This is a genomic window from Arenimonas sp. SCN 70-307 (assembly GCF_001724815.1).
Lineage (GTDB): Bacteria > Pseudomonadota > Gammaproteobacteria > Xanthomonadales > Xanthomonadaceae > Arenimonas.
Map to the genome: position 1 here is coordinate 1 of NZ_MEDO01000030.1, position 25,738 is coordinate 25,738.

General features: G+C 71.0%; 23 protein-coding genes and 1 riboswitch. Of the genes, 13 read left to right on the forward strand and 10 right to left on the reverse strand.

Going from position 1 to position 25,738, the window contains the following annotated elements:
• Positions 1 to 303 precede the first annotated feature (303 nt).
• Together ABS41_RS13225 and ABS41_RS13230 are read left to right on the forward strand one after the other, a co-directional pair.
• Complete coding sequence (locus ABS41_RS13225) at positions 304 to 762, forward strand: DUF192 domain-containing protein (protein ID WP_290595091.1); 459 nt, start codon at positions 304 to 306, stop codon at positions 760 to 762.
• Positions 763 to 793: 31 nt separating this feature from the next.
• Positions 794 to 1,639 carry a SirB1 family protein gene (locus ABS41_RS13230; protein ID WP_290595092.1) on the forward strand — a complete coding sequence of 282 codons (846 nt, stop codon included), beginning with the start codon at positions 794 to 796 and terminating at the stop codon, positions 1,637 to 1,639.
• 10 nt (positions 1,640 to 1,649) lie between these two features.
• On the opposite strand, the gene ABS41_RS13235 is transcribed toward ABS41_RS13230, so the two are convergent.
• Complete coding sequence (locus tag ABS41_RS13235; protein WP_290595093.1) at positions 1,650 to 1,844, reverse strand: rubredoxin; 195 nt, start codon at positions 1,842 to 1,844, stop codon at positions 1,650 to 1,652.
• 64 nt (positions 1,845 to 1,908) lie between these two features.
• On the opposite strand from ABS41_RS13235, the gene thiE reads away from it, so the two are divergent.
• From thiE to ABS41_RS13255, 4 genes are read left to right on the forward strand one after another with little or no spacing between them, the layout of a single operon-like run.
• The gene (thiE, locus tag ABS41_RS13240) at positions 1,909 to 2,562 is read left to right on the forward strand and encodes a thiamine phosphate synthase (RefSeq protein ID WP_290595094.1); all 654 of its coding nucleotides are present in this window, start codon (positions 1,909 to 1,911) and stop codon (positions 2,560 to 2,562) included.
• Entirely contained in the window at positions 2,559 to 3,851 is a 1,293-nt protein-coding gene (gene hemL, locus ABS41_RS13245; RefSeq protein WP_290595095.1) for a glutamate-1-semialdehyde 2,1-aminomutase, read from the forward strand. The genes thiE and hemL overlap by 4 nt, the downstream gene beginning before the upstream one ends.
• Positions 3,848 to 4,465 (forward strand): HAD-IA family hydrolase, encoded by a 618-nt coding sequence (locus ABS41_RS13250; RefSeq protein ID WP_290595096.1) that lies wholly within the window; start codon positions 3,848 to 3,850, stop codon positions 4,463 to 4,465. Before hemL ends, ABS41_RS13250 begins: the two co-directional genes overlap by 4 nt.
• Before the next feature lie 2 nt (positions 4,466 to 4,467).
• Positions 4,468 to 5,598, forward strand: a complete 1,131-nt coding sequence (locus tag ABS41_RS13255) for an aminotransferase class I/II-fold pyridoxal phosphate-dependent enzyme (RefSeq protein WP_290595097.1) — start codon at positions 4,468 to 4,470, stop codon at positions 5,596 to 5,598.
• A 12-nt stretch (positions 5,599 to 5,610) separates the two neighbouring features.
• Here the strand turns inward: ABS41_RS13255 and ABS41_RS13260 are convergent, their stop codons facing one another.
• Positions 5,611 to 6,030: a VOC family protein gene (locus tag ABS41_RS13260; RefSeq protein ID WP_290595098.1), complete on the reverse strand. Its 420-nt coding sequence runs from the start codon at positions 6,028 to 6,030 to the stop codon at positions 5,611 to 5,613.
• Positions 6,027 to 6,875, reverse strand: a complete 849-nt coding sequence (locus tag ABS41_RS13265) for an NAD(P)-dependent oxidoreductase (protein ID WP_290595099.1) — start codon at positions 6,873 to 6,875, stop codon at positions 6,027 to 6,029. Before ABS41_RS13265 ends, ABS41_RS13260 begins: the two co-directional genes overlap by 4 nt.
• Before the next feature lie 68 nt (positions 6,876 to 6,943).
• Between ABS41_RS13265 and ABS41_RS13270 the strand changes: the two genes are divergently transcribed.
• A complete protein-coding gene (locus ABS41_RS13270; protein ID WP_290595100.1) occupies positions 6,944 to 8,941 on the forward strand; it encodes a bifunctional DedA family/phosphatase PAP2 family protein in 1,998 nt (665 codons plus the stop codon).
• A gap of 368 nt (positions 8,942 to 9,309) precedes the next feature.
• On the opposite strand, the gene ABS41_RS13275 is transcribed toward ABS41_RS13270, so the two are convergent.
• From ABS41_RS13275 to ABS41_RS13285, 3 genes are read right to left on the reverse strand one after another with little or no spacing between them, the layout of a single operon-like run.
• Positions 9,310 to 9,900 (reverse strand): LON peptidase substrate-binding domain-containing protein, encoded by a 591-nt coding sequence (locus ABS41_RS13275; protein ID WP_290595101.1) that lies wholly within the window; start codon positions 9,898 to 9,900, stop codon positions 9,310 to 9,312.
• A 3-nt stretch (positions 9,901 to 9,903) separates the two neighbouring features.
• The gene (gene mpl / locus ABS41_RS13280) at positions 9,904 to 11,262 is read right to left on the reverse strand and encodes a UDP-N-acetylmuramate:L-alanyl-gamma-D-glutamyl-meso-diaminopimelate ligase (RefSeq protein ID WP_290595102.1); all 1,359 of its coding nucleotides are present in this window, start codon (positions 11,260 to 11,262) and stop codon (positions 9,904 to 9,906) included.
• A gap of 16 nt (positions 11,263 to 11,278) precedes the next feature.
• Positions 11,279 to 11,857: an adenylate kinase gene (locus ABS41_RS13285; RefSeq protein ID WP_290595103.1), complete on the reverse strand. Its 579-nt coding sequence runs from the start codon at positions 11,855 to 11,857 to the stop codon at positions 11,279 to 11,281.
• Between the two features lie 139 nt (positions 11,858 to 11,996).
• Between ABS41_RS13285 and ABS41_RS13290 the strand changes: the two genes are divergently transcribed.
• From ABS41_RS13290 to ABS41_RS13310, 5 genes are all read left to right on the forward strand, one after another.
• The gene (locus tag ABS41_RS13290; RefSeq protein WP_290595104.1) at positions 11,997 to 13,250 is read left to right on the forward strand and encodes a 6-phosphofructokinase; all 1,254 of its coding nucleotides are present in this window, start codon (positions 11,997 to 11,999) and stop codon (positions 13,248 to 13,250) included.
• Between the two features lie 104 nt (positions 13,251 to 13,354).
• A complete protein-coding gene (locus tag ABS41_RS13295; protein ID WP_290595105.1) occupies positions 13,355 to 14,422 on the forward strand; it encodes a DUF3617 family protein in 1,068 nt (355 codons plus the stop codon).
• Positions 14,423 to 14,426: 4 nt separating this feature from the next.
• Positions 14,427 to 15,251 (forward strand): serine hydrolase, encoded by an 825-nt coding sequence (locus ABS41_RS13300; protein ID WP_290595106.1) that lies wholly within the window; start codon positions 14,427 to 14,429, stop codon positions 15,249 to 15,251.
• Entirely contained in the window at positions 15,248 to 16,615 is a 1,368-nt protein-coding gene (locus ABS41_RS13305; RefSeq protein ID WP_290595107.1) for a hypothetical protein, read from the forward strand. The genes ABS41_RS13300 and ABS41_RS13305 overlap by 4 nt, the downstream gene beginning before the upstream one ends.
• A gap of 135 nt (positions 16,616 to 16,750) precedes the next feature.
• Positions 16,751 to 18,730, forward strand: a complete 1,980-nt coding sequence (locus ABS41_RS13310) for a sodium-translocating pyrophosphatase (RefSeq protein WP_290595108.1) — start codon at positions 16,751 to 16,753, stop codon at positions 18,728 to 18,730.
• Positions 18,731 to 18,914: 184 nt separating this feature from the next.
• On the opposite strand, the gene ABS41_RS13315 is transcribed toward ABS41_RS13310, so the two are convergent.
• The gene (locus ABS41_RS13315; RefSeq protein ID WP_290595109.1) at positions 18,915 to 19,277 is read right to left on the reverse strand and encodes an Hpt domain-containing protein; all 363 of its coding nucleotides are present in this window, start codon (positions 19,275 to 19,277) and stop codon (positions 18,915 to 18,917) included.
• Positions 19,278 to 19,423: 146 nt separating this feature from the next.
• On the opposite strand from ABS41_RS13315, the gene ppa reads away from it, so the two are divergent.
• A complete protein-coding gene (gene ppa, locus ABS41_RS13320) occupies positions 19,424 to 19,972 on the forward strand; it encodes an inorganic diphosphatase (protein WP_290595110.1) in 549 nt (182 codons plus the stop codon).
• A 9-nt stretch (positions 19,973 to 19,981) separates the two neighbouring features.
• Here ppa and ABS41_RS13325 read toward each other — a convergent pair whose 3' ends face one another.
• The 3 genes from ABS41_RS13325 to ABS41_RS13335 form a co-directional block, all read right to left on the reverse strand.
• Positions 19,982 to 20,560: a DUF6445 family protein gene (locus ABS41_RS13325; protein WP_290595111.1), complete on the reverse strand. Its 579-nt coding sequence runs from the start codon at positions 20,558 to 20,560 to the stop codon at positions 19,982 to 19,984.
• 10 nt (positions 20,561 to 20,570) lie between these two features.
• Positions 20,571 to 22,454, reverse strand: coding sequence for a phosphomethylpyrimidine synthase ThiC (gene thiC / locus ABS41_RS13330; protein ID WP_290595112.1), 1,884 nt, complete (start codon positions 22,452 to 22,454; stop codon positions 20,571 to 20,573).
• Positions 22,455 to 22,525: 71 nt separating this feature from the next.
• A riboswitch (TPP riboswitch) is annotated at positions 22,526 to 22,623 on the reverse strand.
• A 47-nt stretch (positions 22,624 to 22,670) separates the two neighbouring features.
• The gene (locus tag ABS41_RS13335; RefSeq protein ID WP_290595113.1) at positions 22,671 to 25,736 is read right to left on the reverse strand and encodes an efflux RND transporter permease subunit; all 3,066 of its coding nucleotides are present in this window, start codon (positions 25,734 to 25,736) and stop codon (positions 22,671 to 22,673) included.
• Between the last annotated feature and the right edge of the window lie 2 nt (positions 25,737 to 25,738).

Here is a 25,738-nt window from a genome sequence, read left to right on the forward strand (position 1 = left end):
CGCCCGCACAAATTTCCTGCGCACACTGTCAAAGATCTTCTTCACCGAAGGCCTTTCGCCTTCTGGCCCGGGGGCGTTTCGCCCGAGGGAGCCGCACATTATACGGCGGTTTCGGAGGACGTCAACACCTTGGTGCCGACTTTTTCCGCCCCTTCCGCCGTGCCGGCCGTCGAGGGCCGCGAACTATAGCGGGGCGCCCACGGCTTGGGAAGGGGGTGCCGGCCGGGCCCGTTCACCCGGCCGTCGGCTTGACACCCCGGCGGGCAATGGCGAACGTCCGGGCGACACCCCAGGAAGCCCGCCATGCGCCTCGCCCTCACCGCACTGATGCTCGCCGCCCTCCTGCCCCTGCCCGGCTGCGCCACCGACAGCGGCCAGTGGGTCGAGCTGCGCGGCCAGCGCTTCACCGTCGAGGTGGCGGACGACCACGACGAGCGCGCACGCGGCCTGATGTTCCGCGAACAGCTGGCGGACGGCACCGGCATGCTGTTCGTGCACGACGCACCGCGCCCGCTCGCCTACTGGATGAAGAACACCAAGATCCCGCTCGACATCTTCTACTTCGACGCCTCGCGCAAGCTCGTGTCGGTGTCGCGCAATGTTCCGCCCTGCTCGCTGGGCGACCGCTGCCCGCCCTACCCCAGCGCCGGACCGGCGCTGTACGTGCTCGAGCTCAACGCCGGCCAGGCCGGCAAGCTCGGCGCGCAGCCGGGTGACGAGATCGTGTTCGGCCCCGGCATCCCCGAACGCGGCAAGCCTTGATTCGCGCCGGCGGCGGGGCCACATTGGCTCCATGCACACGCAAAGCCCGCTGCCCGACTGGAACACCCTCGCCGCCCTGGGCGACGACGAAGTGCCGCTGCTCGACACGGCGCTGCTGATCGCCCGCGACGAGTATCCCGACCTCGACCCGCGCGGCGTCACCGAGCAGGTGGAGACCTACGCCGAAGCGCTGCGCCCGCAGCTCGAGGGCGACGCGGACCTGCCGTCGCGGCTGACCGCCATCAACCGCTACCTGTTCGAGGAAATCGGCTTCGCCGGCAACAACAGCCAGTACGACGACCCGCGCAACAGCTACCTCAACCAGGTCGTGGACCGGAAGCTGGGCATCCCGATTTCGCTGGCGGTGATCCAGATCGAAGTGACGCGCCGGCTCGGGCTGCCGCTGGACGGCGTGTCCTTCCCGGGCCACTTCCTGGTGCGCCTGCCGGTGGACGACGGCATCCTCGTACTAGACCCCTACAACAAGGGCCGGCCGGTCAGCGCCGAGGAACTGCGCGAGCGCGCCTCGCCGCACCTCGGCGGGCAGATGCCGGACGACAGCCAGCTGCTGCAGATCCTCGCGCCGGCCTCGCACCGCGCGATCCTCATGCGCATGCTGCGCAACCTCAAGGGGCTCTACCAGGCCAGCGGCGACTGGGAGCGCGTGGCGCGCACCGCCGACCGCCTGCTCAAGCTGTCGCCCGACACCGCCGAGGCGCTGCGCGACCGCGGCCTGGCCTATCGCGAGCTGGGTTACGCAAAGGGTGCGCGCGAAGACCTCGCGCGTTACCTGCAGCTGCTTCCGGAGGCCGGCGACATCGAGTCGGTGCGCGAAGCGCTGGTGGAACTGGCCGGCGAACCGACCCGGCTGAACTGAAGGGCCGGCCTCAGCCGGCAGGCACCATCTCGAAATCGTCCTTGGTGACGCCGCAATCCGGGCACACCCAGGTGTCGGGGATGTCTTCCCAGCGCGTGCCCGGGGCGATGCCCTCTTCCGGCAGACCATCCGCCTCGTTGTAGATGAAGCCACAGACGACGCACATCCAGGTGCGGTAGGTGGTGGCGGTATCGGTGCTGCTCATCGTCTTCGCGGGGCCTGCAGGGGGTTCAGGGTTACCATTCTCGCATCCCCACGGCCCGGCCGAAATGAAAACCGCCTTCACCTGGCCGCGCCGCGGCGTCTACCTGCTCACTCCCGACGAAGCCGACACCGGCCACCTGCTGGCGCGGCTCGAACCGCTGCTCGCGCTGCGCCCCGCGCTGCTGCAGTACCGCAACAAGGCCGCCGGCCCGGCGCTGCGGGCCGAACAGGCCCGGGCGCTGCAGGCCCGCTGCGAAGCCCACGCCGTGCCGCTGGTGGTGAACGACGATTGGCGGCTGGCGCTGCAGGTCGGCGCGGCCGGCGCGCACCTGGGCGAACACGACGGCGCGATCGCCGGGGCCCGCGCGCAGGCCCCCGGCCTGTGGCTGGGCGCCTCGTGCTACGACGACCTCGAACGCGCCCGCGCCGCCGTGGCCGCCGGCGCCGACTACATCGCCTTCGGCGCCTTCTTCCCCTCCGGCACCAAGCCGCTGGCGCGCCGCGCCGGGCCGCAGCTGCTCCAGGCCGGCCGCGCGCTGGGCCGGCCGGTGGTGGCCATCGGCGGCATCACGCCCGACAATGCCGCCGGCCTGGTACGCGCCGGCGCCGATTTGCTGGCCGTCATCGGCGGCGTCTTCGACGCTCCCGACCCGGCCGACGCCCTGCGCGCCTTCCAGCGCGCCTTCGAACACACCGACACCGGGACCACGAACGAATGAACACCGCCACCAGCCACGAACTCTTCACCCGCGCCCTCGGCCTGATGCCGGGCGGCGTCAATTCGCCGGTGCGCGCGTTCAAGTCGGTCGGCGGCGAGCCCTTCTTCGCCAGGCGCGCCGAGGGCGCCTACCTGATCGACGTCGACGGCAACCGCTACGTCGACTACATCGGCAGCTGGGGCCCGATGATCGCCGGCCACGCGCACCCCAAGGTGCTCGAGGCGGTCGAGCGCACCCTGCGCGACGGCCTGAGCTTCGGCGTGCCCAACGCCCTGGAAGTGACCATGGCCGAGACCGTGCGCAAGCTGGTGCCGTCGATGCAGATGATGCGCATGGTCAACTCGGGCACCGAGGCCACGCTCTCGGCCATCCGCCTGGCGCGCGGCGCCACCGGCCGCAGCCGCATCGTCAAGTTCGAGGGCTGCTACCACGGCCACGGCGACAGCTTCCTGGTGAAGGCGGGCTCGGGCGCGCTCACCTTCGGCCTGCCCAATTCGCCGGGCGTTCCCAAGGGCCTGGCCGACCTCACGCTCACCCTGCCCTACAACGATTTCGACGCCGCCACGAAGCTCTTCGACGAGGTCGGCGGCGAGATCGCCGGCCTGATCGTCGAGCCCATCGTCGGCAACGCCAACTGCATCCTGCCGCGCGAGGGCTACCTGCAGCACCTGCGCGAGCTGTGCACCAAGCACGGCGCGATCCTGATCTTCGACGAGGTGATGACCGGTTTCCGCGTCGCGCTCGGCGGCGCCCAGGCGCGCTACGGCGTGACGCCCGACCTGAGCACCTTCGGCAAGATCATCGGCGGTGGCATGCCGGTGGGCGCCTACGGCGGCCGCGCCGACCTGATGCAGCAGGTGGCGCCGGCCGGCCCGGTCTACCAGGCCGGCACGCTCAGCGGAAACCCGGTGGCCATGGCTGCCGGCCTGGCCACGCTGGAACTGATCCAGGCGCCCGGCTTCCACGACAGGCTCGAGGCGGCCACCCACGTGCTCTGCGACGGCCTGGAAATGGCCGCGCGCGAAGCCGGCGTCGCCGTCACCACCACCCGCACCTGCGCGATGTTCGGCCTGTACTTCAACAACGAGCCGGTGGAGACCTTCGCCCAGGCCGTGGCCAGCGACACCGCCGCCTTCAACCGCTTCTTCCACGCCATGCTCCGCCGCGGCGTCTACTTCGCGCCTTCGGCCTTCGAGGCCGGCTTCCTGTCCAGCGCCCACGGCGAGGCCGAACTGGCCCACACCATCGCCGCCGCGCGCGAAGCCTTCCGCGAGGTCGCCGCGGGGTGAGGCGGCCGGCGCTGCTGCTGTTCGACCTCGACGGCGTGCTGGCGCACTACGAACACGCGCCGCGCCTGCGAACGCTGGCCGAACGCACCGGCGCCAGCGAGGCCGCGGTGGCGCACGCCCTGTTCGAATCGGGCCTGGAGCGCGAGGCCGACCTGGGCCGCATCGACACCGACGGCGTGCTCGTGACGCTGGGTGAACGCCTGGGCGTGCCGGTGTCGCTGGACGACTGCCTGGCCGCCCGCGCCGCGGCCATGCAGGCCAACGATGCGGTGCTGGCGCTGGCCGGCGCCGCGGCCCGCCGGGCCAGGCTGGCCATCCTGACCAACAACGGCCTGATGCTGCGCGACCATTTCGAAACGATCTGTCCGCCGCTGGCGCCGCTGTTCGCCGGCCGCGTGTTCTGCTCGGCGCAGTTCGGCCTGGCCAAGCCCGAGCCCGAACTCTTCCGACGCTGCCTTGCGCAACTGGGCGTGGCGCCGGAAGAGGCCCTGTTCTTCGACGACAAACCCGACAACGCCAAGGGCGCGCGCCGCGCCGGCCTGCGGGCGCACACTTACCGAGACGAGGCCGGGCTGCGCGCGCACCTGGCCGCATACGACCTCCTGGAGCCCTGACGATGAGCCGCATCGAAACCCTGGCCGTGCACGCCGGTGGCGAGCCCGACGAAGCCACCGGCGCCGTGGTGCCGCCGATCCACCTGGCCACCACCTTCCGCCACGGCCCCGCCGGCGAGCGCGTGGCCGGCTACGAGTACCAGCGCGAGTCCAACCCCACCCAGGACCGCCTCGAAACCGCCCTGGCCGCTCTCGAGAACGGCGCCGCGGCGCTGTGCTTCGGCTCGGGCATGGCCGCCATGGCGGGCCTGCTCGAGTCGCTGCCGGCCGGCAGCCACGTGCTGATCCCGACCGACTGCTACACCGGCCTGCGCGCGCTGTCGGCCGAGTTCCTGCCCGAGCGCGGCATCCACGCCAGCGCGGTGGACATGGCCGACCTCGACGCCGTGCAGGCCGCGCTGCGTCCGGAAACAAAGCTCGTCTGGGCCGAAACGCCGTCCAACCCGCAGCTGCGCGTGAGCGACATCGCCGCGCTGGCCGCACTGGCCCATGGCCACGGCGCCCTGCTGGCCTGCGACAACACCTTCGCCACGCCGGTGCTGCAGCGCCCGCTCGAGCTCGGCGCCGACGTGGTGATGCATTCGACCACCAAGTACCTCGGCGGCCACAGCGACGTGATGGGCGGCGCCCTGGTGTTCGCCCGCCGCGACGACTTCCATCAGCGCGTGTTCCACCGCCGCCACGTCACCGGCGGCATCCTCGCGCCCTTCAGCGCCTGGCTGATCCTGCGCGGCTGCCGCTCGCTGCCGGCGCGCATGGCCTGGCACTGCGCCAACGCCCGTGCGCTGGCGGAAATGCTGGCCACGCACCCGGCCGTCGAGGCGGTGCACTACCCCGGCCTGGCTTCGCACCCGGGCCACGCGGTGGCGGCGCGGCAGATGCGCGACGCCGGCGGCATGCTCAGCTTCCGCCTGCGCGGTGGCCGCGAAGCGGCACTGGCCGTGGCCGGCGCGCTGGAACTGGCGATCAACGCCACCTCGCTGGGCGGCCCGGAAACCCTGGTCGAACACCGCGCCTCCATCGAAGGCGCGAACGCGGTGAGCCCCGCCAACCTCCTGCGCGTCTCGGTCGGCCTCGAGCACCGCGAGGACCTGCTGGCCGACTTCAGCCAGGCGCTGGCGCGGCTCGGCTGAGCCGCGCGGTCTTCACCACTGCCCGGTGTTGGGCATCGAGGCCCAGGGCTCGGCCGGCGGCAGCGCGTCGCCGGCCTGCAGCAGCTCGATGGAGATCTGGTCGGGCGAGCGCACGAAGGCCATGCGGCCATCGCGCGGCGGCCGGTTGATGGTGACGCCGTGCGCCTGCAGGCGCTCGCAGGCCGCGTAGATATCGTCCACGGCGAAGGCCAGGTGGCCGAAATTGCGGGCACCACCGTAGTCTTCGTCGTCGTAGTTGTAGGTCAGCTCGACTTCGACCTCCGGATTGGCCGGCGCGGCCAGGTAGACCAGGGTGAAGCGGCCCTGCGGGTAGTCGCGGCGACGCGTCTCCACCAGGCCCAGCGCGTCGCGGTAGAAGCGAAGCGAGGCCTCGAGGTCGCGCACGCGCACCATGGCATGCAGGTATTTCATCGGCGCAGGGCCTCCATCAGTTCGGGTTCGTCGAGGAACAGGTCGGGCAGCAGCGGCTGCGAGGGATCGACCGCGTAGCCGCTGAAGTCGGTGACGCCGGCCTCGCGCAGCACCGGCTCGTCGACCAGGAAATTCCCGCTGAAGCCTGCCGCCGGCCGCGTGAGCACGGCGTGCGCGGCATCGGCCATGATCTGCGGCGTGCGGCACTTGGCCGGCTCGGTGCCCGGGATCATCTTCAGCGCATCGGTGGCGATCACCGTGCGCGGCCACAGCGCGTTCACCGCCACGCCGCGCGGGCCGAACTCCGCCGCCAGGCCCAGCGTGACGAAGCTCATGCCCATCTTGGCCAGCGTGTAGCCGGTATGCGGGCCCCACCACCGCGGATCGAGGTTGGGCGGCGGCGCCAGCGTGAGGATGTGCGGGTTGGCCGAGCGCAGCAGGTAGGGCAGCGCCACCTGCGAGCAAAGGAAGGTGCCGCGGGCATTGACCTGCTGCATCAGGTCGAAGCGCTTCATCGGCGTCTCGAGCGCGCCCTTGAGCCAGATCGCGCTGGCGTTGTTGACCAGGATGTCGATGCCGCCGAAACGCTCGGCCGTGGCCGCCATCGCCGCCTGCACCTGCTCCTCCTCGCGGATGTCGCACTGCAGCGCGAGGCCCCGCCCGCCGGCCGCGTCCACCGCCGCGGCGGCGCTGTGGATGGTGCCCGGCAGCTTGGGGTTGGGCACGCCCGACTTGGCGGCGATGGCCACGTTGGCGCCGTCGCGGGCGGCGCGCACCGCGATGGCCAGGCCGATGCCGCGCGAAGCGCCGGTGATGAAGAGGGTCTTGCCGCGAAGGTCGGTCATGGCTGGCTCCTGAACTTTGGTCGAAGTGTAAACCGGCCGACTCGGTGGCCAGCCTATAATCCCGGCCCATGGATTCAGCCCGCCTGGAAGCCCTCGTCACCTGGATCGGCCAGAATCCGATCGCGGCGGGCATCGTCATCTTCCTGATCGCCTTCGGCGACGCCCTGGTCATCCTGGGCGTGGCCATCCCGGCGGTGCCTCTGCTGTTCGCGGTGGGCACGCTGGTAGGCCTGGGCCACGTGGACGGCACGTACGCGCTGGTTTGCGCCACGCTGGGCGCCTTCGCCGGCGACGGCGTGAGCTACTGGGTGGGCCGCCGCTTCGGCCCGCAGCTGCGCCAGCGCTGGCCCTTCCGCAACCATCCGCAGTGGCTCGAGCGTGGCGAAACCACGTTCCGCCGCCACGGCATGAAGTCGATCGTGATGGCGCGTTACGTCGGCGCCATCCGCCCCTTCGTGCCGGCCATCGCCGGCATGCTGGGCATGAAGCTGCGCCAGTACGTGCCGGCCAGCGGCTTCGCGGCCCTGGTGTGGTCCGCCACCTTCCTGGCGCCGGGCTGGGTGTTCGGCACCTCGCTCGACCTCGTGGCGGCCGTCGCCGGGCGGCTGTCGATCCTGCTGGCGGTGCTGCTGGTGCTGGTGGCGGCGATCTGGGCGGCGGTGTTCTACCTCTGGCGCTGGCTCGGCGCCCACGCCACCGAAATGCTCGAGCGCGCGCTGGCCTGGTCGCATCGCCACCCGGTGCTGGGCCGCTATTCGGAGGCCCTGATCGACCCCAACCGCCCCGAGTCGGCCTCGCTGCTGTTCCTGGCGGCGGTGCTGGGCTTCGCCGGCTGGGGCTTTTTCACCATCCTGATTTCGGTCGGCGGCGGCAGCGCACCGTCGCAGCTCGATCTCACCGTGCACCAGCTGATGTTCGGCCTGCGCAACCCGCTGGCCGACATCCCGATGGCCTTCCTGGCCACGCTCGGCGACGCCGCGGTGCTGGCACCGGCCGTGGTGGCGGTGTTCGCCTGGCTGCTCTGGCGACGCCGCCACGTCGCCGCCTGGCACTGGCTGGCCGCGCCCGCCTTCGCGCTGGTGCTGACCTGGCTGCTGGGCTGGCTGCTCGACATGCCCAAGCCGCCGGCCTCGACCGCGGTGCCGGGTTTCAGCTTCCCCTCGGCGACGGTGACGCTGGCGACGGTGGTCTACGGCTTCTTCGCGGTGCTCATCGCGCGCGAGCTGCCGGGCCGCAACCGCGCCTGGCCCTACGTGGTGGCGGCGCTGGTGGTCGGGCTGCTGGGCTTCGCGCGCCTGTACCTGGGCGCGCACTGGCTCAGCGACGTGCTCGCCGGCACGCTGCTGGGCCTGCTGTGGATCGCCGCCCTGGGCATCGCCTATCGTCGCCGCGTGGTGCGCTCGTTCTGGGTGCGCCCGATCGCCACGCTGTTTTTCGTCGCGGTGCTGGGCCTGGCCGCCTGGCACGGCAGCCGCCAGGCCGACGACACGCTGGCCCGTTTCGATCCGCCGCACGCGCCGGCGCCGCTGGCGATGGACGCCTGGTGGAGCGAGGACTGGCAGGCCTCGCTGCCCGCGCGCCGCAACGAGCTGCACGGGCGCGACGCCTGGCCGCTGAACGTGCAGTTCGCCGGCCGCCTCGATGCGCTGCGCGCGCGCCTGCTGCTCGCGGGCTGGCAGGACTACCGCACCGGCGGCTGGCAGGGCCTGCTGCAGACGATGGACAAGGACGCGACGCCGCTCGACCTGCCGGTGCTGCCCTCGATGCACCAGGGCCGCGCGGAGACGATGGTGATGGTGCGGCGCGAACCGGGCGGCGGGCAGATGAAGGTGCTGCGCCTGTGGCACGGGCCGGTCGAGCTGCAGCCGGGCGCGGTGCCGCTGTGGATCGGCAGCGTGCACAAGCTGGAGTTCGCCCAGCGCCTGGACTTCTTCAGCTACTGGCGCGTGATGCCCGGCGAAGACGCCCTGCTCGAACCCCTGCGCGACGACCTCGGCGACCTCGACGCCACCATTGAGACCCGCCGCGACGACCAGCAGCCCGTCCTGCGCGCCCGCGCGCCCTGACCCGCTCCTGCTCCTGCAGGAGCGCCTTCAGGTGCGAATCATTTGCTCTTCGGCCTTTTGGCGCCGGGCTCGCTCGCGGCGAAGGTCCGCCGTACGCGCAGAGGTTTGCCGGGGACGCCGTGAATACGTCCATGTAGGCTTTTCGAAAACGTCCATGTTTTCGAAACCCCGGCAAGATTCCACCCGCGGGGCGTCGCACGAGAAGTCCCCAGGCCGGACCGTCGGAGACAGGGATGTCGACGACGAGCCTACATGGACGTACTTGCGGCGTGTCCGGCCTGGGGACTTCTCGTGCGGCGGCCCGCTGCCGGGAACGCTCCCGGCACCCAGAGAAAAAGATTCGCGCCTGAAGGCGCTCCTACGGCTGCCTATTCGGGTTGGAAGTCGGGCAGGCGGACGATGAGTTGCTGCAGGCGCGCGTGCGGGTCGGGCTCCTGGAGCAGGGCCAGGCGTTCGGTGGGCGCGAGGGGCAGCCAGTCGGCGAGGCGCCAGCCCACCCAGGTGGCGTCGGCGAGCAGGCCCTTGCCGACGCCTTCGTGCTCGATGCCGGCCTTGTCGAGGATGCGCGCCAGCAGCACCGACAGCAGCGCGTGCTCGTCGCGCAGTGGCTGCGGCGCGGGTTCTTCGAGCCACTGCACGTCGCCGAGCACCAGGCCGTCGTCGCGCACGCGGGTGCGCTCGACGCGAAAGCGCCGGCGGCCTTCCACCGTCAGGCCCAGCAGCCCGTCGTCGGTGAGCGAAAAATCCACGATCGCCGCCTCGGTGCCGTGCGTGGCCGGGATGGCCGGCTCGCCCGCCTCGCGGCCGGCCAGGATCAGGCAGATGCCGAAGCCTTCGCCGCTGCGGCCGCAGCGCTTGACCAGGTCGAGGTAGCGCGGCTCGAAGATGCGCAGCGACAGCTGGCCGCCCGGCAGCAGCACCGAGCCAAGCGGGAACAGCGGCAGTTCGGCCAGCGCCACCGCTCAGCCCGCCAGCTGCGCCAGGAAGCGGCGCGGCGCGCCGTCGAAGCCGCCGTTGGACATGAACACGACGTGGTCGCCGGCGCGGCAGCGGCGGGCCAGCGCGGCCAGCAGCGCGTCGGCATCGGGCACGGTTTCGCCCTCGCCGCGCAGCGCCGCCACCACCTTGCCGCCGTCCCAGGCCAGCTCCGGGCGGTGCAGGAACACCACCGCGTCGGCCTGCGCCAGCGAGGGCGCGATCTGGTCGGCGTGCGCACCCAGGCGCATCGAATTGCTGCGCGGCTCCATCGCCACCACGATGCGCGCCGCGCCCACGCGCGCGCGCAGGCCCTCGAGCGTGGTGCGGATGGCGGTGGGATGGTGCGCGAAGTCGTCGTACACGGTGATGCCGGCGCGCTCGCCCAGCACCTCCAGGCGGCGCTTGACGCTGACGAACTCCGACAGCGCCGGGATCGCGCGCGCCATGTCGGCGCCCACCGCATGCGCGGCGGCGATCGCGGCCAGGCCATTCATCACGTTGTGGCGGCCCACCAGCGACCAGCGCACCGTGCCCACGACGGCGCCACGGTGGAGCACGTCGAAGTGGGTGCCGTCGGCGGCGTGCAGGGTCGCGGTCCAGTCGAACCCGCCGTCGAGGCCGAAGGTTTCCACCGGCGTCCAGCAGCCCATGGCCAGCACCTCGGCCAGCGCTTTTTCCTCGCCGTTGACGATCAGGCGGCCGCGGCGCGGCACCGTGCGCACGAGGTGGTGGAACTGGCGCTGGATGGCGGCCAGGTCCGGGAAGATGTCGGCGTGGTCGTACTCGAGGTTGTTGAGGATGGCCACCACCGGCCGGTAGTGCACGAACTTGCTGCGCTTGTCGAAGAAGGCGGTGTCGTACTCGTCGGCCTCGACCACGAATTCGCGGCCGCCGCCGAGGCGGGCCGAGACGCCGAAGTTCTCCGGCACGCCGCCGACCAGGAAGCCCGGGTCGCGGCCGGCGGCCTCGAGCAGCCAGGCCAGGATCGAGGTGGTGGTGGTCTTGCCGTGGGTGCCGGCCACGGCCAGGGTCTCGCGGCCGGGCAGCACGTTCTCGCTCAGCCACTGCGCGCCGGAGATGTAGCGAAGGCCGGCGTCGAGCACGTGCTCCACCGCCGGGTTGCCGCGCGAGAGCGCGTTGCCCACGACGACTTCGTCGGTGCCGTCGGTGATGTGGGCCGGGTCGTAGCCCTTCGAGAGCGTGATGCCCAGCTGCTCGAGCTGGGTGGACATCGGCGGGTACACGGCCTGGTCGCTGCCGTCGACCGCGTGGCCGAGTTCGCGCGCGAGGGCGGCGACGCCGCCCATGAAGGTGCCGCAGATTCCGAGGATGTGCAGCTTCACGGCGGGCCGCGGCCCGTCAGCCGACGTCGGGGGTGGGCGCCAGGGCCTCGACGATGCGCTGGAACACTTCGTCCATCGTGCCCACGCCGTCCAGGTGCACCAGGCGGCCGGACTGGCGGTAGAACTCCACCACCGGCGCGGTCGCCTCGTCGTAGATCTTCAGGCGGTTGCGCACCGCCTCGGGGGTGTCGTCGGCGCGGCCTTCGACCTGGGCGCGGCCGGCGAGGCGGCCGATGAGCAGCTCGGTGTCCACGTCCAGCTGCACCGCCACGTCCACCGGCTGGTGCAGGCGGGCGAGCAGGGTGTCGAGGGCGTTGGCCTGGGCCAGGTTGCGCGGGTAGCCGTCGAGGATGAAGCCGTTGCCGGTGTCGCCGGCGGTCAGGCGCTCCTCGAGCATGCCCAGCACGATTTCATCGGACACCAGGCCACCGGACTCCATCACGGCCTTGGCCTGCAGGCCCAGCGGGGTGCCGGCCCGGACCGCGGCCCGGAGCAGGTCGCCGGTGGAGATGTGCGGCACCTGCAGGTGCTCGCGGAGCCTGGCGGCCTGCGTGCCCTTGCCCGAACCGGGCGCGCCGAGAAGTACCAGTCGCATGCTGCTTGAACCCCTATAAACAAGGACGCACGGCGCCGTCCCGACCCCGTTTGGCTATAGTGGGGCCGCCGACAGGCCGTGCGGACGGTGAAACGCTACTGGCCGGGCCGCGACAAGTCAAACCAAAGGTAGGGAAACCATGGGCAAAGGAACGCTCCTGTACGCACAGTCCGGCGGGGTCACCGCCGTCATCAACGCCACCGCCGGGGCCGTCATCCAGGCCGCCCGGGCCCGCCGGGTCAAGGTCCTGGCCGCCCGCAACGGCATCCTCGGCGTGCTCCGCGAGGAGCTGGTGGACACCTCCAAGGAGACCGCCGCCGCCATCCGCGGCCTGGCCCATACCCCGGGCGGGGCCTTCGGCTCCTGCCGCTACAAGCTCAAGTCGCTCGAAGCCGACGCCGCCAAGTACGCGCGCGTGCTCGAGGTGCTCAAGGCCCACGACGTGCGCTGGTTCCTCTACAACGGCGGCAACGATTCGGCCGACACGGCGCTCAAGCTCTCGCAGCTGGCCAAGGCCTCGGGCTACCCGCTCACCTGCATCGGCGTGCCCAAGACGGTCGACAACGACCTGGTGGTGACCGACTGCTGCCCGGGCTTCGGCTCGGCCGCCAAGTACACCGCCGTCTCGGTGGCGGAGGCCGCGCTGGACGTGGCCGCGATGGCCGACACCTCCACCAAGGTGTTCGTCTACGAAGTGATGGGCCGCCACGCGGGCTGGCTGGCCGCCGCCGCCGGCCTGGCCGGCGAAGGCAAGGACGATGCGCCGCACATCATCCTGTTCCCGGAAGTGCCCTGGGACGAAGCCGCGTTCTTGGCCCGGGTGAAGGCCACGGTCGACCGCGTGGGCCACTGCGTCGTGGTCGTGTCGGAAGGCCTGCACCACGCCGACGGCCGCTTCGTGGCCGACGCCGGCGGCGGCAAGGACGCCTTCGGCCACAGCCAGCTTGGCGGCGTGGGCCCGCTGCTGGCCGGCCTCGTCAAGGACCAGCTGGGCCTGAAGGTGCACTGGACCGTGCCCGACTACCTGCAGCGCTCGGCCCGCCACATCGCCTCCAGGACCGACCTCGCCCACGCCCAGGCCGTGGGCCAGGCCGCGGTGGAGTACGCGCTCAAGGGCCTCAACGGCGTGATGCCGGCGATCGTGCGCACCTCCGACAGCCCTTACCGCTGGAAGGTGGTGCCGGCACCGCTGGCCGACATCGCCAACCGCGAAAAGAAGATGCCCAAGGGTTTCATCCGCCGCGACGGCTACGGCATCACCGCCGCCTGCCGCCGCTACCTGACTCCGCTGGTGCGCGGCGAGGCGCCGCCGCCCTACCGGCCCGACGGGCTGCCGGATTACGTTCGGCTCAAGTTGCAGACCGTGGCGAAGAAGCTGCCCGCCTTCGGCTGAACCGCGCCCCCGGGGACGGACGGCACGGTGACCTCCGGCACTCACGGCCCACCGTGGCCATCCGGAGCATCCGGCAGCCCGCCCGTTGCCCCTGGAGGCCGTCCGTGACACCGCACCGCTTCGTCGCCATCCCCGCCCTCGTCCTGTGCCTGTTGGCCGCCGCCCCTGCGCTGGCGCAATCGGGCACGGGCAACCTCTACCGCGTCACCACCCGGACGGAGATGGTCGGCATGCCCTTCCAGATGCCGGCGCAGACGGTCGAGGTGTGCGGGCCGAAGAACCAGGCCAGCGAAAAGATGGTGCCGCACGACGAGAACTGCACGGTCTCCGACTTCAGGGTCAGCGGCAACAAGTCCAGCTACACCATGACCTGCCGCGGCCAAAACCCGATGACCGCCAAGGGTGAGTTCGAACAGCTCGGCCCCGATGCCTACCGCGGCAAGATGCACATGGTCGGCAGCAGCGACGGCGAACGCATCGAAATGAACATGACGTTCGATGGCAAGAAGATCCGCGACTGCGACTACGCCACCGAATCGCCCGAAGCCCAGGGCAAGGCCATGCTGGCCCGCACCTGCGACGACCTGCTGACCCAGCCCGACCCGGCGGTGTACCTGCAGTTCGCCGGCCCGGACGCGATCTGCACCAGCCACAAGAAGCGCTATTGCGACGCCATGCTGGCCCGGCACGTGACGCCGGCCTACATCCTTGGCGCCGGCCAGAACCTGGCGGCCGCGCCGGCGGGCATGCCCAGCTTCTGGGACGCGTTCGCCGCCTGCGGCATGAGCCGCCAGGCCGCCCTGGCCAAGACTTGCCCGGCGGCCGGCAAGGCGCGCGACTACGCCTTCATCACCGAGTACTGCCCGGACCTGCTGGCCAAGGCCTGCAACGAGGCCGACGTGGCCAGGGACGCCGAGTTCGTGGTGGCCAGCTGCCCGGCCCAGGCCCAGGCGGCCGCCGCGAAGCACTGCGCCGGCCGCGATTTCACGGCCCTGCGCGCCTCGCCGCACGCCGGCTTCTGCAGCCGCTATGCCGCAGGTTCGCTGCAGCAGCGCAACCGCGACGGTGCCCAGCCGGCCGCGCCGGCCGACGAAACCAAGCCGGCCGAGGAGCCGAAGAAGCCGACGTGGCGCGATCGCGTCAGGTCGGCGCGCGACCTCATCGGAGGCTGACGCCGTGCCCTGGCGCTGGCTGCTCGCGGCCGGGCTGGCGCTGGCCGCCGCGCCCGGCGTGCGCGCCGCCGCGCCGACCGACGCCTTCCCCGACATCGCCCGCGCCTACTGGGTGGAGATAGACGGCCGTCCCGCCTGGGCCGGCCAGCCCGACCAGGTGCTGCCGGTGGCCAGCCTGGCCAAGCTGATGGCCGCGCTGGTGCTGGTGGAGGAAGCCAACCTCGACGCCACGCTCGCCACCAGCCGCGCCGCGGCGGCGGCCACCGGCACCCGCCTGGGGCTGCGCGCGGGCGAACGTTTCCTCGCTTCCGACCTGCTGGCCGCGATGCTGGTGCGCTCGGCCAACGATGCCTGCCGTGCGCTGGCCGACTGGCATGGTGGCGGCAGCGATGCCGCCTTCGTCGCGCGCATGAACCAGCGCGCCGCGGAGCTCGGCATGGCCGACACCCGCTTCGCCAACGCCTGCGGCCACGACGCCCCGGGCCAGGGCAGCACGGCACGCGACCTCGCGTTGCTGGCGCGCGCGGTGATGCAGCAGCCGCGGCTGCTCGAGGAGGCCGCTCGCGAGCGCTTCGAATTCGCCTCGCTCGACGGCCGCCGATTCAGCGTGCGCAGCACCAATGCCCTGCTCGGCCAGGTGCCCGGCGCGATCGGCCTCAAGACCGGCTACACGCCGGGCGCCGGCCGCTGCCTGGTGGCGCTGGTCGAGCGCGATGGCCACGAGGTGCTGGCGATCCTCCTGCACGCGCCGGACCGCTGGTGGGACACCGCCGGCCTGATCGAGCTGGCCTTCGACGAGGCCCGGCGGTCGCCGCCTGCGCCACGATGACGCCGCTTTCGCCGCGTGCCCGCGTTTTCGGCGCGCTCACCCTGCTCGCCGCGGTGGCGCTGGCCTACTTCAATGCGCTGGCCGGTCCGTTCCAGTTCGACGACTACCACGTCATCGTCGACGAACCGCGGGTGCACGGGCTGGCGGCCTGGTGGCAATCCATGCCGGGCATCCGGCCGCTGCTGAAACTCTCGTACGCGCTCAACTGGGCGGTGGCGCCGGACGCGGCGGCCTTCCATGCCTTCAACCTGCTCGTGCACGCCGCGAACGTGCTGCTGGCCTGGGCCGTGGCGCGCCACTGGCTGGCGCGGCTGGCGCCGGAGCGCACCGCCGCGTCGGCGGCCTGGTGGGTGGCGCTGCTGTTCGCGCTGCACCCGGCGGCCACCGAGGCCGTGACCTACATCAGCGGGCGCTCGGTGTCGCTGATGGCGATGTTCTGGCTGGCCTCGATGCTGGCCTTCCTCGAGGGCGAGCGCCGCGCCCTGCCCTGGCTGTCGCGGGCGGTGTCGCCCCTGCTGTTCGCCCTGGCGCTGGGCGTGCGCGAAACCGCGCTCACGCTGCCGCTGGCGCTGGCGCTGCTGGCCTGGTTCGGCGGCGCCGGCCCGCGTGATTCGCTGCGCGGGCTGGGCGGGCATGCCCTGGTGCTGGCGCTGGCCGCGGCCGCGGCGCTGCTGCTGCCGGGCTACGAGCGCTTCTTCGCCCACAGCGCCGGCACGCGCGACCCCGGCGCGCAGGTGCTGGCCCAGACCGTGGCGCATGCACACCTGTTCGTCCATACATTGTTTGGCCTGCGCACCAACCTCGACCCCGACCTGCGCCTGCCGGCTGGCTTCGATGCCGTCGCCTTGGGCACGGTCGCCGCGATGACCTCGGCGGCCCTGCTGGCGCTCATGTCGCGCCGGCGTTGGCCATGGCTTGGCTTCGCCATCGCCTGGTATGCACTGCAGCTGGCGCCGACCAACTCGCTGCTGCCCCGCTTCGACCTCGCCAACGACCGCCACCTCTACCTCGCATTGCCCGGCGTGGCCATGGCGGTGGTGGTGGCCCTGCTCGGTCGCGGCTGGCGGCCGGCGGGACAGGCCGCGCTGCTCGCGCTGGCGTGCTGGATGGGCCTGCTCAGCCATCGCCGCAACGACGACTGGCGCAGCGAGCTGGCGCTCTGGCAGGCCACCGTGCGGGACTCGCCGGCCAAACCGCGGGCCTGGGTGAACCTGGGCTGGGCGCTCCAGCAGGCCGGCGACGAGGCCGGTGCGCGCGCGGCCTATGCCTGCGCGCTGAAGCTCGAGCCGGGCCACGCACAGGCCCGGGTGAACCTGGCGGTGCTGGGCCCCGGCCCCGGAAGCGGGCCCCCGCCGGACTGCTAGGGCCGCGGGCCCATCGCGCCATTTCGCGGCGCCCGGGGGGTCTGTGGCTTCACCCCCGGCCTTCGGACATACTCGGGAAGGGCGGCCGGTCGGCCGCTTACGTTTGTTCGCTGTTTGACTCTGGGGAGGGTTGGCATGTTTGAGCAGTACGGACTACATCTCGCGATCGCCTGTGCGGTGGTCGCCATCCTTTACGGCATCGTGGTCGCGAAGTGGATCGTCGGCCAGCCGGCCGGCAACGAACGCATGCAGCAGATCGCCGCGGCGATCCAGGAAGGCGCGGGTGCCTACCTGCGGCGCCAGTACCTGACCATCGCCATCGTCGGCGTGGTGCTGTTCCTGCTCATCGGCTTCCTGCCGGCGCTGGGCTGGCCCACGGCGATCGGCTTCGCGATCGGCGCCATCCTGTCGGGCGCGGCCGGCTTCATCGGCATGTTCGTCTCCGTGCGCGCCAACGTGCGCACCGCGCAGGCGGCCACGGTGGGCCTCAATGAAGCGCTCAACGTCAGCTTCAAGGGCGGTGCCATCACCGGCATGCTGGTCGTCGGCCTGGGCCTGCTGGGCGTGGCCGGCTACTTCTGGTTCGTCTCGGGCGGCAGCGCCGCCGACGGTGCCTCGGTGAACGCGGCCCTGCAGCCGATGATCGGCCTGGCCTTCGGTTCCTCGCTGATCTCGATCTTCGCGCGCCTGGGCGGCGGCATCTTCACCAAGGGCGCCGACGTCGGCGCCGACCTGGTGGGCAAGGTCGAGGCCGGCATTCCCGGCATGGCCGCCGACCTGTTCGAGACCTACGCGGTGACGGTGATCGCGGCGATGCTCATCGCCGGCATCTACTTCAGCGACTACGGCTGGAACGGCGTGCTCTACCCGCTGGTGCTGGGCGCGGTGTCCATCGTCGCCTCGATCATCGGCACCTTCTTCGTGAAGGTGAGCGCGGGCGGCAAGATCATGAACGCGCTCTACCGCGGCCTGGCGGTGTCGGGCGTGCTGGCGGCGGTGGCGTTCTATTTCGTCAGCACCGAACTCTTCGCCGACGCGCTGGCGATGCCGCTGTTCTGGTGCGCGCTGATCGGCCTGGCCCTGACGGCGGCGATGGTGGTGATCACCGAGTACTACACCTCCACCGAGTATGCCCCTGTCCAGCAGGTGGCCAAGGCCTCGGAAACCGGACACGGCACCAACGTCATCGCCGGCCTGGCCGTCTCGATGAAGTCGACCGCGGCGCCGGTGCTGGCCGTGGCCCTGGCGATCTGGAGCTGCTACGAGCTGGCGGGCCTGTTCGGCATCGCCATCGCGGCGACGTCGATGCTGTCGATGGCGGGCATGATCGTGGCGCTCGACGCGTACGGCCCGATCACCGACAACGCCGGCGGCATCGCCGAGATGTCGGGCATGGACAAGGAGATCCGCAAGACCACCGACGCCCTGGACGCCGTGGGCAACACCACCAAGGCGGTGACCAAGGGCTATGCGATCGGTTCGGCGGGCCTGGCCGCGCTGGTGCTGTTCGCCGACTACGCGCACAAGCTCAACGAGAAGACCGCGGCCGCCGGCGAGGCGGTCAACTTCTCGATCGACCGCCCGGACGTGCTGATCGGCCTGCTGATCGGCGGCCTGATCCCCTACCTGTTCGGCGCCTACGCCATGCAGGCCGTGGGCCGCGCCGCCGGCGCGGTGGTGGAGGAAGTGCGCCGCCAGTTCCGCGACATCAAGGGCATCATGGATGGCACCGGCAAGCCGGAGTACGACAAGGCCGTCGACCTGCTGACCAAGGCGGCCATCCGCGAGATGATCCTGCCCTCGATGCTGCCGCTGTTCGTGCCGGTGCTGGTGGGCCTCATCCTCGGCCCGGCGGCGCTGGGCGGCCTGCTGATGGGCACCATCGTGACCGGCCTGTTCGTGGCCATCTCGATGTGCACCGGTGGCGGCGCCTGGGACAACGCCAAGAAGTACATCGAGGAAGGCCACCACGGCGGCAAGGGCAGCGAGGCCCACAAGGCCGCGGTCACCGGCGACACCGTCGGCGACCCGTACAAGGACACCGCCGGCCCGGCCGTGAACCCGCTGATCAAGGTCACCAACATCGTGGCCCTGCTGCTGATCCCGCTGCTGTAAGCGGGCTCGCAGGCTGGAAACAACGAAGCCCCGGGAAACCGGGGCTTCGCTGTTGTGGGGACAGGCGCCCTTAAGAAAGGGGGTCAGGTTCACTTCTGAGAAGTGAACCTGACCCCCTTTCTTGAGGGAATGAGCCGGGGCCCACGTTTCGCGCAGCGAATCGTGGGAGGTCTGAGCGAATAGCTCAGATCTGCGGGACTTCCTGGAGCAGGAGGATCAGCGCGTCGCGAACCCTGCGCCGCAGGTCCACGAACAGCGCGTCCACCGCCTCGGTCTGCAGCTGCGGGTCCTCGAGGTGCTCGAGGGCGTGGCAGGCGTCCACCAGGTTGGTGGCGCCCATGGCCAGGGCGGCCGAGCGCAGGTAGTGGGCGGCCTTGCCCAGGGCGTCGGCGTCGCCGGCGGCCTGGGCGGCTTCCATCTTCTTCACCAGGTCGGGCGCCTCGTGCACGAACATGCGCACGAACTCGCTGAAGGCACCGGGCCGGTCGCGGTCGAGCATGCGCAGCAGTTCCAGTGCCTTCGGGTCGAGCAGGGATTGGGCTGCCATGGCGTGCTCTTCCGGGGGGCCAGTGGCCATTCTCGCCGCTGCCCAAGGCCCTGCCTAGCCCCCAATTTCTCGGGCCCTGCCACGGAGGGTGTATCCTTGCGCCCCCCACAAAGCCCTCCCCCGGGCGGATTCAGGAGTTTTTCCCCATGGCCCTAGACCTGGTGCCCACCGGCCGCGACGTGCCGAACGAAATCAACGTCGTCATCGAGATCCCCAAGGACGCCGAGCCCGTCAAGTACGAGGTCGACAAGGCCACCGGCGCCATCTTCGTGGACCGCATCCTGTCCACGCCCATGCGCTACCCCTGCAACTACGGCTACGTGCCCAAGACCCTGTGCGGCGACGGCGACCCGGTGGACGTGCTGGTGATCCTGCCGCTCACCCTGATCCCGGGCTCGGTCATCCGCTGCCGTCCGGTGGGCCTGCTGAAGATGAAGGACGAGGCCGGCGAAGACACCAAGCTGCTGGCCGTGCCGGTGGACAAGGTGTTCTCGGGCTATTCGCACATCCACGACATCGACCAGGTCAGCCAGCACTGGCTCGACCGTATCGGCCACTTCTTCGAGCACTACAAGGACCTGGAGAAGGGCAAGTGGGTCAAGCTCGACGGCTGGGAGGGCGCCCAGGCGGCCCGCCAGGAAATCGTCGACTCGGTGCAGCGCTTCAACGACAGCCCCGAGAAGCTCAACTACTGAGCCCCACGCTCAGCCGAGCCGGCGCCGGCAGGTGAACCGGGCCTCGAGCACCAGCCGGCCGGTGGCGGGGTCCGCTGCCAGCCGTTCGGGCGAGGTGATGTCGGGCGCGTGCCAGCGCCCGCCGTCGAAGACCACCAGCCGGTTGTAGCGCGCCGGCACCCGTGCCGCGTCCTCGTCGTCGAGCAGGGGTGCGGCGGGGAACACCAGCCCGCCGGTGGCCGGGTCTTCGGAAAGAAACAACACCGCCACCGCCGTGCCCTGCCCCGGCTCGGCCGCGGATGCGCGCACCGGCGCCAGCGGCGGCGCCGTGGCCAGCGAGAGCCAGCCCTGGGTGGCGAGCACGCGCCGGAAGCCGAGCCGGTCGCGCAGGTGCTCCGAGAAGAACTGCCCCAGCGGCGCCAGCAGCGGACCGGGCAGCGCGATGCGCTGCACCGGGTAGCCCGCCAGCGGGTCCGGGCGGAAGCCCTCCGCATGCCGTACGCCGGTGTTGCGCCAGCGCGCCGGCACCTCGAGCGCGTCGTCGATGACGAAGGCCGTGGCCCCGCCGGGCAAGGCCAGGGCCTCGATGCTCGGACGGGGCTTGAACACGGCGGCTACCTCATTCGCGGTGGTACACCTGCGCGCCCTGGGCGCGGAACTCGGCCGCCTTCTCGGCCAGGCCTTCCTCCAGCGCCCGGGCCTCGTCGGCGACCCCCTTGCCGGCAGCATACTCGCGCACGTCCTGGGTGATCTTCATCGAGCAAAAGTGCGGGCCGCACATCGAGCAGAAGTGGGCCACCTTGTGCGCGTCCTTGGGCAGGGTCTCGTCGTGGTATTCACGCGCCCGCTCCGGGTCCAGGCCCAGGTGGAACTGGTCTTCCCAGCGGAACTCGAAGCGGGCCTTGCTGAGCGCGTTGTCGCGGGCCTGGGCAGCCGGATGGCCCTTGGCCAGGTCGGCGGCGTGGGCGGCGATGCGGTAGGCCATCAGGCCCTCGCGCACGTCGGCCTTGTTGGGCAGGCCCAGGTGCTCCTTGGGCGTGACGTAGCAAAGCATGGCGGTGCCGAACCAGCCGATCATGGCCGCGCCGATGGCGCTGGTGATGTGGTCGTAACCCGGCGCGATGTCGGTGGTCAGCGGGCCGAGCGTGTAGAACGGCGCCTCGCCGCACTCGCGCAGCTGCTTGTCCATGTTTTCCTTGATCAGCTGCATCGGCACGTGGCCGGGGCCTTCGATCATGGTCTGCACGTCGTGCTTCCAGGCAATCTTCGTGAGCTCGCCCAGGGTCTCGAGCTCGCCGAACTGGGCGGCGTCGTTGGCGTCGGCGATCGAGCCCGGGCGCAGGCCGTCGCCCAGCGAGAAGCTGACGTCGTAGGCCTTCATGATTTCGCAGATTTCCTCGAAGTGCGTGTAGAGGAAATTCTCCTTGTGGTGCGCCAGGCACCACTTGGCCATGATCGAGCCGCCGCGGCTGACGATGCCGGTCACGCGTTTCGCGGTGAGTGGCACGTAGCGCAGCAGCACGCCGGCGTGGATGGTGAAGTAGTCCACGCCCTGCTCGGCCTGTTCGATGAGCGTGTCGCGGAAGATCTCCCAGGTCAGCTCCTCGGCCTTGCCGTCCACCTTCTCCAGGGCCTGGTAGATCGGCACCGTGCCGATCGGCACCGGCGAGTTGCGGATGATCCACTCGCGGGTTTCGTGGATGTGCTTGCCGGTGCTCAGGTCCATCACCGTGTCGGCGCCCCAGCGGATGGCGTAGACCAGTTTCTCCACTTCCTCGGCGATGCCCGAGGACACCGCGGAGTTGCCGATGTTGGCGTTGACCTTGGTCAGGAAGTTGCGGCCGATGATCATCGGCTCGATTTCCGGGTGGTTGATGTTGGCCGGGATGATGGCGCGGCCGCGGGCGACCTCGTCGCGCACGAATTCGGGCGTGATGAGCCTGGGCAGGTTGGCGCCGAAGGACTCGCCGGCGTGCTGGCGCAGCAGGTGCGCCTCGCGGATGGCCTCGATGCGCTGGTTCTCGCGGATGGCGATGTATTCCATCTCCGGCGTGATGATGCCGCGGCGCGCGTAGTGCATCTGGCTGACGTTGCGGCCGGCCAGGGCGCGGCGCGGCGGGCGCAGGCCGGCGAAGCGCACGGCGTCGAGCCTGGGGTCGGCGGCGCGGGCGCGGCCGAACTCGCTGCTCAGGCCTTCGAGCGGGGCGCAGTCGCCGCGCTCGGCGATCCAGGCCGCGCGCAGGGCCGGCAGGCCGGTGGCGAGGTCGATGCGCGCGTCCGGGTCGGTGTACGGGCCCGAGGTATCGTAGACGGTGAAGGGCGCGTTCGGCTCCTGGATGCCGTACATGCGCGGCGTCGGCGAAAGCGCGATCTCGCGCATCGGCACCTTCAGGTCGGGGCGCGAACCTTCGACGTGGACCTTGCGCGAGCCCGGGATCGGGCGGGTGACTTCCTCGGAGAGCTGCTGGGCCTGGCGCAGCAGCTCGGTGGGCAGGGCATTCATGGCATTCGTCCTTTGCGCGCGCCCCCGGCGGGGGCGCTGGAACGAAGCGGCGGCGCCGGGCGCAGGCGCGGGGCCGGCACCACGAAGCTTCCCTACGCCGGTATCAACCGGATCAGGTTCAAAGGGTATGTCTCAGCCCGCATCCCGCCGGGCACCCCCGCTTCCGGCCGCCATTGAACCACGTTCGCCGCCGGCCGGGGAGCACTCCCGCGCCGGTCAGGCGCGGGCGGGGTTGGGGACGCGGAACCAGGCGGCGTAGAGCGCCGGCAGGAACAGCAGGGTCAGGGCGGTGGCGACGATCAGGCCGCCCATGATGGCCACGGCCATCGGGCCGAAGAACACGCTGCGCGAGAGCGGGATCATGGCCAGCACCGCCGCCAGGGCCGTGAGCACGATCGGGCGGAAGCGGCGCACCGTCGCGTCCACCACCGCGCGGGCCGGCGGGCTGCCGGCGGCGATGTCCTGCTCGATCTGGTCCACGAGGATCACCGAATTGCGCATGATCATGCCGCTGAGCGCGATCGTGCCCAGCATCGCCACGAAGCCGAACGGCACCCGGAACACCAGCAGGAACAGCACCACGCCGATCAGCCCCAGCGGCGCCGTCAGCGCCACCATCAGGGTGCGCGGGAAGCTGCGCAGCTGCAGCATCAGCAGGGTGATCACCACGAACACGAACAGCGGCACGCCGGCCGCGACCGAGCGCGAGCCGCGGCCCGAGTCCTCCACCGTGCCGCCGGTCTCGAGCAGGTAGCCCGGCGGCAGCGCGGCGCGGATGGCCTCGAGTTCCGGGAGGATCTGCGCCGTCACGCTCGGCGGCGTCACTTCGCCGTAGATGTCGGCGCGCACCGTCACCGTCGGAAGGCGGTTGCGGTGCCAGATGATGCCGTCCTCGAAGCCGTGCTCGAGCGTGGCGATCTGCGACAGCGGCACCGACCGGCCATCGCCGGCCGGCACCGCCAGGCTGCCCAGCAGCGACAGCCGCTCGCGCTCCTCGGCCGGGCCGCGCAGCAGGATCTCGATCTGCTCGTTGCCCTCGCGGTAGGTGCTCACCGTGGTGCCCGAGAGCGAACCGCGCAGGAAGGCCGCCACCTGCGCCGAACTCACGCCCAGCACGCGCGCGCGTTCCTGGTCGATCTGCAGGCGCACCACCTTGCTCGGCTCGTCCCAGTCGAGGTTGACGTTGGTGACGTGCGGGTTGGCGCGCACGCGCGCGGCCACCTCGCGCGCCAGGCGCCGCACCTCGTCCACGTGCTCGCCCGAGACGCGGAACTGGATCGGGAAGCCCACCGGCGGCCCGTTCTCCAGGCGCTGCACGCGCGCCTGCACGTCGCTGAAGCGCTCGTCGAACAATTCAATCAGCCAGCCACGCAGCCGCTCGCGCGCCTCGATGTCGGGCGTGAGGATGACGAACTGGGCGAAGTTGGCCTGCGGCAGCTTCTGGTCCAGCGGCAGGTAGAAGCGCGGGCTGCCCGAACCGACGTAGGCGACGTAGCTCTCCACGTCCTCCTGGTCCTTCAGCGCCGCCTCCAGCCGCGCCGCCACCTGCTCGGTGGCCTGCAGCGAGGAACCCTCCGAGAGCTCCAGGTCCACCATCAGCTCCAGCCGCGTCGAGGACGGGAAGAACTGCTGCGGCACGAAGCGGAACATCGCCACGCTCAGCGCGAACGCCGCCACCGTCACCGCGATCACCAGGCCGCGGTGGCGCACGCACCACACCACCGTCGCGCGCACGCGCTGGTAGAAGGGCGTGGTGTAGGGATCATGGTGCTTGCCGCCGCCGCCCACCGGCTTGGGATCAGGCAGCAGCTTGTCGCCCAGGTAGGGGATGAACACCACGGCCGCTATCCACGACACGATCAGCGCGATCGTCACCACCTGGAAAATGGAGCGCGTGTATTCGCCCGTGCTCGAAGCGGCCGTGGCAATGGGCAGGAAGCCCGCCGCCGTCACCAGGGTGCCGGTGAGCATCGGGAAGGCGGTCGACTTCCACATGAAGGCCGCCGCGCGCAGGCGGTCGTAGCCCTGTTCCATCTTCACCGCCATCATCTCGACCGCGATGATGGCGTCGTCCACCAGCAGGCCCAGCGCCAGCACCAGGGCACCGAGCGAAATCTTGTGCAGTCCGATGTCGAAGTAGTCCATCACCGCGAAGGTCATCGCCAGGACCAGCGGGATCGACAGCGCCACCACCAGGCCGGTGCGGAAGCCGAGCGAGAAGAAGCTCACCACGAGCACGATGATCACCGCCTCGGCCAGCACCCGCACGAACTCGGACACGCCGCTGCGCACGGCCTTGGGCTGGTCGGACACCTTGGCCAGGGTCATGCCCACCGGCAGGTCCTGCTGCAGGCGCGCGAACTCGGCGTCGAGCACTTCGCCCAGGCGGATGATGTCGCCGCCGTTGCGCATGGCCACGGCGATGCCGATGGCGTTTTCGCCCATGAAGCGCATGCGCGGCGCCGCCGGATCGGCGAATCCGCGGTGGACCTCGGCCACGTCGCCGAGGCGGAAGCTGCGGTCGCCGACGCGGATGGGGAAGTCGCGGATCTCCTCCACGCTGTCGAAGCGCCCCGACACCCGCAGCTGCACGCGGTCGGTGGGCGTTTCGAAGAAGCTGGCCGGCGCCACCGCGTTCTGCTCGTCGATGGCCCGCTGCACCCGCTCCAGCGGCACGCCGAGCGTGGCGAGCTTGGTGTTCGACAGCTCGATCCAGATCTTTTCGTCCTGCAGGCCGACCAGCTCGATCTTGCCCACGTCGGGCACGCGGTGCAGCTCGAGTTCGATGCGCTCGGCGTAGTCCTTCAGCGTGGCGTAGTCGAAGCCCTCGCCGGTGAGCGCGTAGATGTTGCCGAAGGTGTCACCGAACTCGTCGTTGAAGAACGGCCCCACCACGCCCTGCGGCAGCGTGTGGCGGATGTCGCCCACCTTCTTGCGCACGTCGTACCACAGCGCCGGCAGCTCGCTGGACACCATCGAGTCGCGAGACATCAGCATCACCAGGCTCTCGCCGGCGCGCGAGTAGGAGCGCACGAACTCGTAGCGCCCGGTCTCCATCACTTCCTTCTCGATCTTGTCGGTGACCTGGCGCGCCACCTCCTCGGCCGTCGCGCCCGGCCACATCGTGCGCACCACCATCACCTTGAAGGTGAAGGGCGGGTCCTCGGACTGGCCCAGGTTCTGGTAGCTCGAGATGCCCAGCAGCGCGAGCACCAGCATGGCGTAGAGCACCAGCGAGCGATTGCGCAGCGCCCACTCGGAAAGGTTGAAACGGCTGTCCATGG